This is a genomic window from Pseudomonas sp. PP3 (assembly GCF_905336995.1).
GTDB lineage: Bacteria > Pseudomonadota > Gammaproteobacteria > Pseudomonadales > Pseudomonadaceae > Aquipseudomonas > Aquipseudomonas reinekei.
Genome location: NZ_HG995459.1, coordinates 4,290,900 through 4,303,548, shown reverse-complemented (window position 1 = coordinate 4,303,548; position 12,649 = coordinate 4,290,900). Strand labels below are relative to the sequence as shown.

Genomic DNA, 12,649 nt, shown 5'->3' with positions numbered 1-12,649 from the left:
AGGAGCGAGCGTGCTCGCGATGAGGTGAGTGAAGTCACTTTGGCCCGAGAATTTTCGCCAACTTGTCCGGCGACGGCGCGCCTTGTTGCTGTTGCAGCTCACCCTTGCTGTCCATGTAGAAAATCGCCGGGGTGGCTTGCAGCTCCAGGTCTTCCATCAGCTGCATGTTGGCCGCGAGTTTCGCCTGGATCGCCGGTGGCACTTCCTTCAAGGCTTTGAGCGTACTGGCCTTGCCGGCGGATTCGTGGTCTTGCAGGGCTTTTTGCGGGTCTTTGGCGGCGAGCAGCGCGGCGGACTTGCCGGGGCTGTCTTCACGGATGATGCCGACCATGATGTGCCGCAACTGCACTTTGCCGGCCTTGACCCATGGCCGCGCCTGTTCCCAGAACATGTTGCAGTAGGGGCAGTTCGGGTCGCTGAACATGTAGACGATGCGCGGCGCATCCTTGTTGCCATCGGCGATCCAGTTGCTCGCTTCCATCTTGCCCCAGACTTCCTTGGCCATTGGCGCGTACACCAGTTTCTGCAACGGCGCGCTGCTCAGGTCGTTGCCCTCGGCGTCATACAGATTGCCCAGCAGCACGTGCTTGCCGTCCGGCGTCAGGTACAGCGCCATGCCTCGGTTCTGGTATTGCGCGGCGTAACCGCGCAAGCCGTCAGGGGCATCGAACTGGCCGACGATCTTCGCGCCTTTGGCTTCGATCTTCTTGATCGCCTCGGGTAGCTCTTCGGCCTGCACCGATGGCAGGTGCAGCAGGGCGGCACCGAGGCTCAGGGTCAGCAGGTGGCGGAGGCGGGGCATGGCAGTTTCCTTGCAGAGGTGGCAGGTACGGAGTCGAAGTTTTCCAGGGCGCGGGCCAGGCTGGCGTGTGACAGTTCACCCAGATGACTGCCCAGCAAGCGACCGTCGGTGTTATAGAACAGCGTAGTTGGCAATGCCATGGAACCCACGGCCTGGCCCAGGCGGCCACTGCCGTCGAACAGCACGTTGGACAGACTCAGGCCTTGGGTTTCCAGAAACGTAGCAACGCTTTGCATGCTTTCGGCCTGATTGACGAACAGAAAGGTCAGGTCCGGGCGTTGTTGTTGAGCGTTTTCCAGCACCGGCATTTCCCGACGGCAGGGCGGACACCAGGTGGCCCACAGGTTGATCACCAGCGGGCCGCCCTTGTAGTCGGCCAATTGCACGGTTTCACCGGCGGCATTGCGCAGGGTGATTTCCGGCAGGCGTGTGCCTTGCTCGTAGATCGTCAGCGAAAACGTCGCCAGGAGCCAGAACGCCAGGCCGCTGGCCACGCCAAAGCCCAGCGGGCGGCGCAGGCCTGGCCGACGCCAGCCCCGGTATACGCTGGCGAGCACCAGCGCGATCACGCCCGGCCAGGCGAGGAAACCGCCATCGCGCAGATCAATGACCTGCCAGGGATCATTGCGATAGTGACTCCAGTAAACGGCAACGAAACCGATCCGCGCCGCGAGCATGCCGATCAGGAACAGGCTGAACAGCACCGACTCGGGGTTATCGCCTCCGCGCTTGGCCACCCGCCAACCGACAAAGGTCGCCAGTGCCAATGCACTGATCAGCAGCAGGTGGTTAAGCGCGATGGCAAAGGTGCCGAGGGTAAAGGTCAGCATTAGCGGGCGTCTCGGGTGGTGGTCCAGCGTTGCAGGAACGTCTCGGCATCGACTTCGCCAGTGATGCGCTGACTGCGACGCTCAACGCCGTCGGCACCGATCCACAACAGGCTCGGCGGCCCCGGCACTTTATAGCGACCGAGCAATTCGCGGCTGGCGGCATTGTCGGCGGTGACGTCCAGTCGGAGCAAGCGCACATCGCTCAAGGCGTCGAGCACTTTGGTTTTACCGAACACCTGTTTTTCCATGACCTTGCACGACACGCACCAGTCGGCATAGTAATCGAGCAATACCCACTGGCCCTGCGCTTGCGCGGCGTCGAGCTCCCGTTGCAGGGCTTGCGGATCCTTGATGGTGGTGAAAGCGTCGTGACCCGCCGGAACAGCAGCAACGGCCGAACTCGACGCGCGGAAAACCTGCAACGGCTTGAACACGTCATCACTGCCCCCCGCCGCACCGATCAGCAACAGACTGCCCCACAAACCGAGCAGCAACGATGTGGCTCCGAACAGATGCGCCACGCGACCAAAACCCTCTGATTGCTTCCACGCGCTATAGGCCGCGATTACCAGCAACGCGCCGCACAAACCGACCCACAGGCTTTCGTCCAGCACCGGGCGCAGCATCAGCAACGCAGTGGCGAGGAACAGGAAGCCAAAAATGCCTTTGACCAGGTTCATCCAGGCGCCAGGCTTGGGCATGAAGCGGTTGCCGACAGTCACCAGCAACAGCAGCGGCACACCGATGCCGACGCCCATCGCGAAGAGGATCAGCCCGCCGTGCAAAGCGTTGCCGCTTTGTGCGATGTAGAGCAGGGCGCCGGCCAGCGGTGCGGTCATGCACGGGCCGACCAGCAGACCGGACAAGGCACCCAGCACACCCGCGCCGATCAGGCTGCCGCCGCGCTGGTTGCGCGAGACATTCTCCAGACGATCACGCACCGCTACCGGCAGTTGCAGTTCAAAGAAACCGAACATGGGCAGCGCCAACAAGACGAAAATCGCCGCAAAACTCCCCAGCAGCCATGGGTTTTGCAGCCAGGCTTGCAGGTTCGCTCCGAGGGAGGCCGCCAACACACCCATCGCCGCATAGACCAGCGCCATGCTCACCACATAACTGCCGGCCAGCGCCACGCCACGTTTGGGGCTGGCGCCGCTGCCGACGATCAACCCGGCCAGGATCGGCAGCATCGGTAATGAACAAGGGGTGAAGGCCAGCAACAGGCCCAGACCGAAGAACACCAGCAGGCTCCAGCCCAGCGCCCGTTGTTGCAGGTTGCTGGCCAACGCTTGATCCGGTGCTTCGTTTGTCACAACGGTTGCCACATTCTTGCCCAGATCGACAACCTGGGTCTGCGGCGGATAACACAAACCCGCATCGGCACAGCCCTGGAAACCCACCTTGATCTGGCCACTGGCCCCGGCCGGGATCTTCAGTTCCAGACCTTGTCGATAAACCTGCTGCTCACCGAAAAACTCATCACTGTGCGCTTCGCCCTGCGGCAACGCTGGATGCTGATCGGCAGGCAATCCGTCGAACTTCAGCCGTTTCTGATACAGGTAATAGCCGTCGGCAATCTGCCAGAACAACTGGGTTTCACCGGAGTCCAGGCGTTCAGAAGTAAAAACGAAGGCTTTGCTGACCGGAAGAAAGTCCGGTTTGGAATCGAATGGATTGCTGCCAGCCTGGGCTATACCCAGGCTGGCAAATAATGCCAGCAACAAGAAAACGACGTAACGCATCGACAACACCTGGGGCTTCATGATTTGCCCACGATGATGGTCGTCGATTAACCGGGTGTTAAAGCAAAAAAGCCCGCGAGCGCATTGATTGAGACGACATCGCGTGACTGGCCAAGCCGAGTTAACTGATATCGCTGTAGGTCAACCTGTACTCGGACATTGGCGGATGATCCGCCTCCCACTGCCGGGCAAAGACTTTGGCCGCGGCGATCTGATCGGCTGTCATGTCTGTGGCTACGGACCGGAGGTCTTGCGCTGCCAGGTTATGCACAGACAACTCCCGGGTGGTTTGAGTGATCAGCCAGAATAAGCCGTAACTTTTGACCGGATCTTCCGTGAAGCCATATTCATCAGTGCCATCTTCAGCGGTATAGAAACCACCGAGGGCGCGGGCATAGTTCAGCAGGGAGTGGACATTATTCATTTGGGCGCGTTTTTCCAGCCACTGACGCCTGACAGGCAGATCCTGCTTGATGGGAGGACGATTGGCGTACCAACTCATCGCCTGCGAAAGGCCGCCCTCTGCGGCTTTTTTCAGCAATGCGTCAATCGTCGATTCCCGTTCGATGCTGTCGGTAATGAGATTCGGGTCCGACTCGTACTTGACTGCGAGAATGTACTGGGCCTCCAGCGATCCGGCGTCGGCCGCTTTTTTAAGCACCGCAATATCCTGATCCATTTCGTACAGCGCCAGCATGGCGTCGGCATTGCCCTTATCGGCTTCTGCCTGAGCCAGCCCCCGTGCTTTGGTCAATGAGTCAGCGTCACCCAGCCGCAACAGGGCGTACACGTGATTTTGCGCCGCAGCCAGTTGATACCACTTTTTAGCGTCATCGTTCAGGCCCCGTGCGCGACGCCTGAAAACCTCGCCCAATGCGTATTGTGACGCGCGGTCTCCGGCGGTGGCGCCGATTGTCAGATAAGGTTGCGACTGGGTGAACTCACCCAGGTCATACAAGGCCAGGCCCTTGGTTGTGGCTTCCACTTGCTGATCGGTCACTTGGCCAACGTGGATGCTGATTGCCTCGCGCAGATTGAATAAGCTCCTTAACGCTGTTTCATGGGTATACATAGTTAATCCCTGTGTTGAGTTGAATTTAAGTGCTACCCGACACAGGCTATTGGGAAAGATCGGCGCGGATGCGGTAGATATGTATTGCACTGAGCCAACGTTGCCGCGTGTTATTGGACCGTTGTGGACAGCAGGCATAATCTCGGGTTAATCGATCTGTTGCCTAATCGGCTTTATTTTTACGAGGCTTTCCATGCACGTACTGGTTTGTGAAGACGATGAGCTGATCGCCAGCGGCATCGTCGCCGGCCTGACCGCTCAGGGGCTGACCGTGGAGCACGTCGCCACGGCGTCCGCCGCCCGGGCGATGCTCAAGGTCGCAGCGTTCGACGTGATGGTGCTCGACCTCGGGTTGCCCGACGAAGACGGCCTCAAGTTGTTGCAGCAGCTGCGCCACAACGGTCTGGAACTGCCGGTGCTGATCCTCACCGCCCGGGACTCGGTCACCGACCGCGTCGATGGTTTGCAGGCTGGCGCCGACGACTACCTGCTCAAGCCTTTCGACCTGCGCGAACTGGCCGCGCGCCTGCACACGCTGTTGCGACGCGTGGCGGGGCGCAGTGTCAACCTGATTGAACACGGCGCCCTGACTTACGACCCGAGCAGTCGTGAAACCACGCTCGCCGGTCAACCGGTGGATTTGTCGCGCCGCGAACAGTCGCTGTTGCAGGCCCTGCTGCATAACCGTGGCCGGGTGCTGTCCACCGAGCAACTCAAGGACAGCGTCTACGGCTTCAACGACGAACTGGAAAGCAACGCCCTCAACGTCCATATCCATCACCTGCGCAGCAAACTGGGAAAAGGCATCGTCGAAACCGTGCGCGGTCTGGGCTATCGCCTGGGGCCGGCTGACGGCGGAGATCAATCGAAGTGATGAGTTTGCGTTTGCGCCTGAGCCTGACGCTCGGCGCCGCGTTTGCACTGATCTGGGCGCTGGCTGCGGCCTGGATGCTCAGTGACCTGCGCAACCAGATGATGTTCTCCCTCGACCAGCGCCTGGTGGCCTCGGCGCGGATGGTCGCCGGGCTGATGGAGCAACTGCCGCCGGTACCGAGCAAGGGTGAGGGCACGCATTTCAGCGCCGAACAGCTGAACATTCCCGGAGGCATGGCGTGCCAGGTCAGTTCGTTGCGCGGGGAAATCCTCGCCCGCAGTCACACCGATCCCGGACAAACCCTGGAAGCCGAAAAAATGGGCTTCCACGACCAGATGATCGACGGCGCGCCGTGGCGCAGTTTTACCCTGGCTCGCGGCGATCTGCGCATCACCACGGCGGACCGGCAAATCGAGCGTGAGGCCTTGAACATGTCGATCCTGCTGGCCGCTTCGGTGCCGGTGGGTGTGGCGTTGCTCGGTTGCCTGTGCCTGCTGTGGCTGGGGATCGGCCAGGGGCTGGCGCCGCTCAACCGTATGCGCGATGCCTTGATGCGTCGCAGTCCCGACTCTCTGGAACCGTTGCAGGTCCAGCCATTGCCCAGCGAACTGCAACCGCTGCTCGACACGCAGAACCAGCTGTTCCAGCGAATCGGCAAGACCATCGAGCGTGAGCGTCGGCTGACCGGCGACGCTGCCCATGAATTGCGCAGCCCGCTGACCGCGATCAAGACCCACCTGCAGGTGGCGCGCATGACCGATGGCGTGGCTCGGGACCAATCCCTGGCCCGGGCCGAGGAGGGCGCCGACCGCCTGCACCGCACGCTTGAACAATTGTTGTTGCTGGCCCGGGTCGAGGGCAGTTTGTCGTTCGATGACGGTGTGCAGTGCAGCGCCGAGCAAGTGGCGAAACTGGCGATTCAGGACGCGGCGGGCGGCGATCGTCAGCGCATAAAGTTCCAACCGCCGACCAAGGCCTCCCAGGCGCCGGTGCAAATGCCCGCAGTGCTGTCGATTGCGGCGCTGCGCAACCTGCTGGACAACGCTTTGCGTCATACGCCCGGTGAAGGGCAAGTCGAGCTGAGTTTGCAGACCAGCGGCAACCGTGTGCAATTTGTGGTGCGCGATCACGGGCCGGGCATTGCCGAAGACGACCTGCAGCACCTGACCCAACGATTCTGGCGCAACGGTCAGAGCACCGGATGCGGTCTTGGCCTGGCGATTGTCCAGGCCATCGTCCAGCGCTGCGGCTGCACGTTGCATTTCGACAGCCGACCGGACGGGTTGCGGGTTGAGCTGACCATGCCGTTGCAATCGGTCTGATAAACACAACAAGACCCTGTAGGAGCGGGTGCACATCAAAAGTAACGTCTCTCCATTGGCTGCCCGGACCTCCCACGACTATCGTTCCTCAAACTCAACGGATTGAGGAACAGCGCCATGGACGACCCCATACACACCTGTAAGGCTACCCCGGGCGACGCCGGCATCATCAGCCGCATCATCGAGCGTTCCATCCGCGTCGGTTGCGCGCTCGACCATCGCAACCAGCCGCAAACCGTCGCGGCCTGGACCCGGAATCAAACCCACGAACATATCCGCCTTTGGCTCACGGACCCGCGTCTGTACCTCAACGTCGGCCTGTTGCAGGACAAACCGGTCGGTGTGGCGATGGCGTCGAACGAGGGGCAGGTTGCGTTCTGCTATGTACTGCCGGAGTGGTTTCGGCGCGGGGTGGGTCAGGCGTTGGTGGGTGATCTTGAAAACTGGTTGATTGACCAGGGCCTGCGCCAGTCACGACTCAACAGCACGCGGACCGGCGAAGCCTTTTATCGGCGCCTGGGTTACCAGCCGCACGCCGGAACGTTCACGGTGGCGGGGCTTCCTGCCATCCCCATGCACAAAGCCTTGTCGAAGGTGTAAATCCTTGAGCCCCTGATGCGTTTCCAGAACAGGAAAACCTTATTGAGGGGTCGAGAGATGTCAGTCGCTACCAGCCTTATCGAAGATCAGCCGGCCCGGGTCGCCCCGACCGAGACGCTTTATCAATTCACTGAATCGCCGTTACTGGCCCGTCAGAACCAGCAGGAATCCAACGCGCGCAGCTATCCGCGACGCATTCCCCTGGCACTCAAGCGCGCCAAGGGCATCCATGTCGAAGACGTCGAAGGTCGCACGTTCATCGACTGCCTGGCCGGTGCGGGCACTCTTGCGTTAGGGCACAACCATCCGGTGGTGATCGAGGCCATTCAGCAGGTGCTGACTGACGAATTGCCACTGCACACGCTGGACTTGACCACGCCGGTCAAGGACCGGTTCGTTCAGGACCTGTTCGCCCTGTTGCCGCCAGCACTGGCGGCCGAGGCGAAGATTCAGTTCTGCGGCCCCACCGGCACCGACGCTGTGGAAGCCGCGTTGAAACTGGTGCGCACTGCCACCGGTCGCAGCACCGTGTTGTCGTTTCAGGGCGGTTACCATGGCATGAGCCAGGGCGCGTTGAGCCTGATGGGCAGCCTGGGGCCGAAAAAGCCCCTGGGTGCGTTGCTCAGCAACGGCGTGCAATTCATGCCATACCCTTACGATTACCGCTGCCCGTTCGGCCTGGGCGGCGCGCAAGGGGTCAAGGCCAACCTCAATTACCTCGAAAATCTGTTGAGCGACCCGGAGGCCGGCGTGCAATTGCCGGCGGCGGTGATCGTTGAAGTGGTGCAGGGCGAGGGCGGGGTGATCCCGGCCGATCTGGACTGGCTGCGTGGCTTGCGCCGGATTACCGAAAAGGCGGGTGTGGCGCTGATCGTCGATGAAATCCAGAGCGGTTTCGCCCGTACCGGCAAGATGTTTGCCTTCGAACATGCCGGGATCATTCCGGACGTGGTGGTCCTGTCCAAGGCCATCGGCGGCAGTCTGCCGCTGGCAGTGGTGGTGTATCGCGACTGGCTCGACACCTGGCTGCCGGGCGCCCATGCCGGGACGTTCCGCGGCAATCAGATGGCCATGGCTGCCGGGTCCGCGGTGATGCGTTATCTGGTTGAGCACAAGGTGTGCGAACACGCCGCCGCCATGGGCGAGCGCTTGAGCGAACATTTGCGCATCTTGCAGCGCGACTTCCCGCAACTGGGTGACATTCGCGGTCGTGGCTTGATGCTGGGCGTCGAACTGGTCGATCCGACCGGGGCGCTGGACGCTTTGGGTCATCCGCCTGCCTTCGCCCGTCTGGCGCCACTGGTGCAGCGCGAGTGCCTCAAGCGCGGCCTGATCCTGGAGCTGGGTGGCCGGCACGGCGCGGTGGTGCGTTTCCTGCCGCCGTTGGTGATTACCGCCGCAGAAATCGACCGCGTCGCCGAGATTTTCGGCCGGGCATTGGCCGCCGCCACCACCGGGCTTTAAATTTTCCGGCCGCCGGAACGTTCCTTCTACATAGCGGCTGCACATCGCGTACAGCCCACCCTACAGTGATGGAGAAACAGCATGACTTCAGTTTTCGACCGCGAGGACATCCTCTTTCAGGTCGTGGTCAACCACGAAGAGCAATACTCGATCTGGCCCGACTACAAAGCCGTGCCTGAAGGCTGGCGGACCGTGGGCAAGAGCGGACTGAAAAAGGAATGCCTGGCTTACATCGAGGAAACCTGGACTGACATGCGCCCGTTGAGTTTGCGCCGGAAGATGGATGAGCAGGCTGTCGCTCACTGATCATTGACGCAAAAAAGCCCGCTGGACCGGTGACGGTCAGCGGGCTTTTTTGTGGCCAGCGGTGATCAGCCACTCAACCCCTTGATCACCAAATCCACATCCCCCTCCAGCTCGGCCACCGGATCAGTCGCATCGACGCTCAACACCACCAAGCGACTGCCGGCTTCGGCGATCACCGTTTTTACCGCATCGGAAGGCTGACGATGGTGCAACACCACCGCGACGTCATTGTCCTTGAGCGTCGTCCCCAGGGCCTTCAAGGCCTCCGGCGTCCACTCGGCATCCGGTCTTGCATCCTGGCCAACCAGCTCAAGATTGAGCCCGCCAATCAGATAGCCGAAATGATCGCTCAGGCTCATGACACTCAAATTGTCGGCAGCCGCCAGGCGCGCTTCGCTGTCTGCGCTGAGTTTGAGCAGGCGCTGTTTCAGTGCCGCCAGATTGGCCTCGATCGCAGGCTTGGCCTTGGGCGCCAGGCGCACCAGGTCTGCCGCCATCACGTCCGCCATGCGCCCCATGTTGTTGCTGGCCAGCCACGGCTGGCTGTTCAACCCATCGACCTTGCTGCCAGGTTGTACGGCAATGCCGGGCAGGGCGCCGTCCACCGGGCGGGCGGCGTCGACTTCGATGATACGGATATTGCTGCGCCGTGAGATGGGATACAGCGGATCATCCGGCCACAACGAACGCAGGCCGATGACCGCATCGGCGTCGGTCGCCAGTTTGGCCAGCGCCGGCGCACCGCGGCCGGTGAAGTAAGCGGTCTGACGGCTGCCGGGCAGATTGTCGGGGGCCGCGCGTTGCAGATTGACGTCGGTACCCTTGAGCAGCACTTCGCCCAGCCCGTAGGTGATTGGCAACGAGGCCAGTACGCGCAGCGGTTTGCTGTCGTCAGCGGCGAAGGACGTTGTGGCCAGCCCGCACAGGGCGACCGCCAGGGTCAGTTGTCGCAGAGAAAAAGTCATTTATCCAAGGTTCCCTTTCAGGCTGGGGACGACGCCGCGCGCGATGGCGGCCAGGGCGAAAGCGATACCAGCCACCAGAATGATCGCGGCACCGGAGGGGATCGGCAGGTCGAAGACGATCGGCGCGAGAATCCCGCACAGTGTGCTGACCGTGGCGATCAGCACCGAACACCAGAAAAAGCCCTTCAACGATTGGCTGAGCAAGCGCGCCGCAGCGGCCGGAATCACCAGCAGTGCACCGACCAGAATCGCACCGATGACTTTCACCGCGGCGACGGTGATCAGCGTCACCAGAATCACGAACAGATAATCCAGCGACTTCACCGCCACGCCGCGCACCGCCGCCAGTTGCGGGTTGAAACTGGCGAGCATGATGCGGTTGTACAGTGGCAAGGCCAGGGCCATCACCAGGGAACCGACGATGGCCAGCACCAGCAGGTCATTGCCATTGACCGTCAGCACCGAGCCGAACAGCACGTTTTCCAGAATGTGTACGTTGATCTTGCCCGCCAGAATCAGCAGCAGGCTCGCGCCCAGTGCCAGGGACACCGAAAGGAATACGCCAATCAAGGTGTCTGGTGCCAGGCCAGTGCGGTTGCGCAGGTAGTTGAGCAGGATGCCGAACAACAGGCAGTAGCCGAACAGGCTGCCATAGGGACCGGTGTAGGGTTCGCCAAGCAGAATGCCGATGGCCACGCCAGTCAGTGCCGCGTGACCCACCGCTTCGGAGAAAAACGCGAAGCGCTTGACCACCACCAGCGTGCCCAGACCGCCCAGCACCGGGCCGATCAACAAACCGGCGAGTAGCGCGTTGACCACAAAACCATAGGCCAGCGCTTCAGGCAGGTACCCGGACGAGGCCCAGCCTTGGACCATCAAACGAAAGGCTTCGTAACTCATCAGGCAGCGCTCCGTGGATGGGTCGAAAACAGTGTCAGCAGTCGATCCGGGGTCAGTGCCTGTTTCGGCGTGGCATCGAACAATACCCGGCGATTGAGGCCGGTGACGTGATCGGCCAGTCGCCCGACGGCTTCCAGATCGTGCTCGATCCACAACACGGTGATGCCCGCCGCGCGCCAGTCGCCGAGCAAGCGCTCGAACACCTGTATCCCGGCTTCATCCAGCGCCGACATCGGTTCGTCCAACACCAGCAATTGCGGCGCCGGAATCAGCCCTTGTGCCAACAACACCCGCTGACGCTCGCCACCGGACAGCGCGCCCATGCGCCGCTTGCGCTTGTCCTGCATGCCGACTCGCTCCAGCGCCTCGCCAATCGCCGCGGCGTAATGCTTGCTCAGGCCGAGGAATGCCGGGCGCCGTTGACACATGGCAGCCATGAAATCGTCGACGGTCATCGGCAGGCCGCGATCAAACTCCAGGGCCTGCGGCACATAGCCGATGATCCCCGGCTCGCCCGGCCATTGCAGGCTCAGGCGACCCTGATGCGGCATCTGCCCGAGCAAAGTCTTGATCAACGAACTCTTGCCGCCACCGTTGGGCCCGACCAGCGCATGCACGCTGCCGGGACGGACCTCAAAGGTGACCTTGTCGAGAATTGTCGTACGACCCAGCGTCAGGCTGACCTCCGAAAAATCCAGCGTCGGCCCCGAAACCTGTAGAAGCGAGCTTGCTCGCGATTGCGGTGTGTCATTTGGCAAGGACACTGACTGGCCCACCGCATTCGCGGGCAAGCCCGCTCCCACAGGGGACTCGGTGTCGGCCAGGATGGTTTCTTTCGATGTCATTTACCCGACTCCTGAATCGCCCGGACGACCGTATTGAGGTTGCCGGTCATTTCCTTTTCGTACTTGTCGGCGGTGTATTCGCCGTAGGAAATATGCGACAGCGGATACAGCTTCACCCCGGATTCACGCTGAATGGTGTCGACGTAGGAAGACGGGAAGTCCATCTCCGAGAAAATCACCTTCACATCCAGCTCACGCAGTTGGTCGATGGTTTTCTTCAGCTGGCTTGGGCTCGGTTCGATGCCGTGGGCCGGTTCGACCACGGCGGTGACTTCCAGGCCGAACTCGCGCAGCAGGTAGTCGTAAGCCGCGTGCACCGTGGCCACTCGCAATTCGGCGTTGGGTGCCTGGGTCAGTTTGGCCAGGGCATCGGCGCGCATCTTGCGCAGGCGTTTGCCATAGGCGCGGGCATTTTCGGTGTAGGTCCTGGCGTTGGCCGGATCGAGTTTGCCCAGCTCCCGGGCGATGTTGTTGACTTGGGCAATCGACGCGCTGATCGACAGGAAGGTGTGCGGGTTCACCACCTTGCCGGCACCGCGTGCGGCTACGCCGGTGGCGGCCAGCAGCGGCACGTTTTCGTTGGCTTCGATCACCGGCACCTTCGGCGTCTCGCTGGCGGCGATCATGCGGTCGGCAAAGTCGTCATGACCCACACCGTTGAGCACAATCACGTCGAGCCCGCTGATGCGCTTGATGTCTTCCGCGCGGGGTTCGTAGGCATGCGGGTTGAAACCAGCCGGAATCAGCGGCACCACCTCGGCCTTGTCGCCGACGATGTTGGCCACGTAGCTGTAATACGGATGCAGGGTGATGCCGATGCGCAGGCGCTTGGCCTCGTCGGCACTGGCCAGGGGTGTCAGCAGGCAGGCCAGCAGACCGACCAGTGTCAGGCGCAGAACAGAGCGTAGAGATGAAATAGGCATGGGA

At 61.7% G+C, this 12,649-nt stretch carries 13 protein-coding genes; 5 read left to right on the top strand and 8 right to left on the bottom strand.

All coding sequences use genetic code 11. The features are described 5' to 3' along the window. Positions 1–34 precede the first annotated feature (34 nt). The 4 genes from dsbG to KHO07_RS19630 all read right to left on the bottom strand — a co-directional run bounded on the left by dsbG (position 35) and on the right by KHO07_RS19630 (position 4,446). Positions 35–802 (bottom strand): thiol:disulfide interchange protein DsbG, encoded by a 768-nt coding sequence (dsbG, locus tag KHO07_RS19645; protein WP_150736077.1) that lies wholly within the window; start codon positions 800–802, stop codon positions 35–37. Beyond that, positions 778–1,632, bottom strand: a complete 855-nt coding sequence (locus KHO07_RS19640) for a TlpA disulfide reductase family protein (RefSeq protein WP_212625267.1) — start codon at positions 1,630–1,632, stop codon at positions 778–780. The genes dsbG and KHO07_RS19640 overlap by 25 nt, the downstream gene beginning before the upstream one ends. Beyond that, complete coding sequence (gene dsbD / locus KHO07_RS19635; RefSeq protein ID WP_212625266.1) at positions 1,632–3,374, bottom strand: protein-disulfide reductase DsbD; 1,743 nt, start codon at positions 3,372–3,374, stop codon at positions 1,632–1,634. Before dsbD ends, KHO07_RS19640 begins: the two co-directional genes overlap by 1 nt. A gap of 121 nt (positions 3,375–3,495) precedes the next feature. Continuing rightward, positions 3,496–4,446: a sel1 repeat family protein gene (locus KHO07_RS19630; RefSeq protein WP_212625265.1), complete on the bottom strand. Its 951-nt coding sequence runs from the start codon at positions 4,444–4,446 to the stop codon at positions 3,496–3,498. A gap of 193 nt (positions 4,447–4,639) precedes the next feature. Here KHO07_RS19630 and KHO07_RS19625 point away from each other — a divergent pair, with 193 nt between their 5' ends. The 5 genes from KHO07_RS19625 to KHO07_RS19605 all read left to right on the top strand — a co-directional run bounded on the left by KHO07_RS19625 (position 4,640) and on the right by KHO07_RS19605 (position 9,012). After that, on the top strand, positions 4,640–5,320 hold the full coding sequence (locus tag KHO07_RS19625) for a response regulator (RefSeq protein WP_150736081.1): 681 nt from the start codon (positions 4,640–4,642) through the stop codon (positions 5,318–5,320). Next, on the top strand, positions 5,317–6,642 hold the full coding sequence (locus KHO07_RS19620) for an ATP-binding protein (protein WP_150736082.1): 1,326 nt from the start codon (positions 5,317–5,319) through the stop codon (positions 6,640–6,642). Before KHO07_RS19625 ends, KHO07_RS19620 begins: the two co-directional genes overlap by 4 nt. A 117-nt stretch (positions 6,643–6,759) precedes the next feature. Further along, entirely contained in the window at positions 6,760–7,242 is a 483-nt protein-coding gene (locus tag KHO07_RS19615) for a GNAT family N-acetyltransferase (protein ID WP_212625264.1), read from the top strand. A gap of 57 nt (positions 7,243–7,299) precedes the next feature. Beyond that, on the top strand, positions 7,300–8,706 hold the full coding sequence (locus tag KHO07_RS19610; RefSeq protein ID WP_150736084.1) for an aspartate aminotransferase family protein: 1,407 nt from the start codon (positions 7,300–7,302) through the stop codon (positions 8,704–8,706). Between the two features lie 81 nt (positions 8,707–8,787). Further along, positions 8,788–9,012, top strand: a complete 225-nt coding sequence (locus KHO07_RS19605; RefSeq protein WP_075948058.1) for an MbtH family protein — start codon at positions 8,788–8,790, stop codon at positions 9,010–9,012. Positions 9,013–9,077: 65 nt separating this feature from the next. On the opposite strand, the gene KHO07_RS19600 is transcribed toward KHO07_RS19605, so the two are convergent. From KHO07_RS19600 to KHO07_RS19585, 4 genes are read right to left on the bottom strand one after another with little or no spacing between them, the layout of a single operon-like run. Further along, positions 9,078–9,977 carry a zinc ABC transporter substrate-binding protein gene (locus KHO07_RS19600; RefSeq protein ID WP_212625263.1) on the bottom strand — a complete coding sequence of 300 codons (900 nt, stop codon included), beginning with the start codon at positions 9,975–9,977 and terminating at the stop codon, positions 9,078–9,080. Then, on the bottom strand, positions 9,978–10,877 hold the full coding sequence (locus KHO07_RS19595) for a metal ABC transporter permease (protein ID WP_033041974.1): 900 nt from the start codon (positions 10,875–10,877) through the stop codon (positions 9,978–9,980). It lies immediately after the preceding gene. Continuing rightward, a complete protein-coding gene (locus tag KHO07_RS19590) occupies positions 10,877–11,722 on the bottom strand; it encodes a metal ABC transporter ATP-binding protein (RefSeq protein WP_150736086.1) in 846 nt (281 codons plus the stop codon). Before KHO07_RS19590 ends, KHO07_RS19595 begins: the two co-directional genes overlap by 1 nt. After that, positions 11,719–12,645: a metal ABC transporter substrate-binding protein gene (locus KHO07_RS19585; RefSeq protein WP_212625262.1), complete on the bottom strand. Its 927-nt coding sequence runs from the start codon at positions 12,643–12,645 to the stop codon at positions 11,719–11,721. The genes KHO07_RS19590 and KHO07_RS19585 overlap by 4 nt, the downstream gene beginning before the upstream one ends. Between the last annotated feature and the right edge of the window lie 4 nt (positions 12,646–12,649).

What these genes read in the sequence shown, in the direction of transcription:
- dsbG (WP_150736077.1), bottom strand. Translation starts at nt 802, where the DNA reads ATGCCCCGCCTCCGCCACCTGCTGACCCTGAGCCTCGGTGCCGCCCTG.
- KHO07_RS19640 (WP_212625267.1), bottom strand. Translation starts at nt 1,632, where the DNA reads ATGCTGACCTTTACCCTCGGCACCTTTGCCATCGCGCTTAACCACCTG.
- dsbD (WP_212625266.1), bottom strand. Translation starts at nt 3,374, where the DNA reads ATGCGTTACGTCGTTTTCTTGTTGCTGGCATTATTTGCCAGCCTGGGT.
- KHO07_RS19630 (WP_212625265.1), bottom strand. Translation starts at nt 4,446, where the DNA reads ATGTATACCCATGAAACAGCGTTAAGGAGCTTATTCAATCTGCGCGAG.
- KHO07_RS19625 (WP_150736081.1), top strand. Translation starts at nt 4,640, where the DNA reads ATGCACGTACTGGTTTGTGAAGACGATGAGCTGATCGCCAGCGGCATC.
- KHO07_RS19615 (WP_212625264.1), top strand. Translation starts at nt 6,760, where the DNA reads ATGGACGACCCCATACACACCTGTAAGGCTACCCCGGGCGACGCCGGC.
- KHO07_RS19610 (WP_150736084.1), top strand. Translation starts at nt 7,300, where the DNA reads ATGTCAGTCGCTACCAGCCTTATCGAAGATCAGCCGGCCCGGGTCGCC.
- KHO07_RS19605 (WP_075948058.1), top strand. Translation starts at nt 8,788, where the DNA reads ATGACTTCAGTTTTCGACCGCGAGGACATCCTCTTTCAGGTCGTGGTC.
- KHO07_RS19600 (WP_212625263.1), bottom strand. Translation starts at nt 9,977, where the DNA reads ATGACTTTTTCTCTGCGACAACTGACCCTGGCGGTCGCCCTGTGCGGG.
- KHO07_RS19595 (WP_033041974.1), bottom strand. Translation starts at nt 10,877, where the DNA reads ATGAGTTACGAAGCCTTTCGTTTGATGGTCCAAGGCTGGGCCTCGTCC.
- KHO07_RS19590 (WP_150736086.1), bottom strand. Translation starts at nt 11,722, where the DNA reads ATGACATCGAAAGAAACCATCCTGGCCGACACCGAGTCCCCTGTGGGA.
- KHO07_RS19585 (WP_212625262.1), bottom strand. Translation starts at nt 12,645, where the DNA reads ATGCCTATTTCATCTCTACGCTCTGTTCTGCGCCTGACACTGGTCGGT.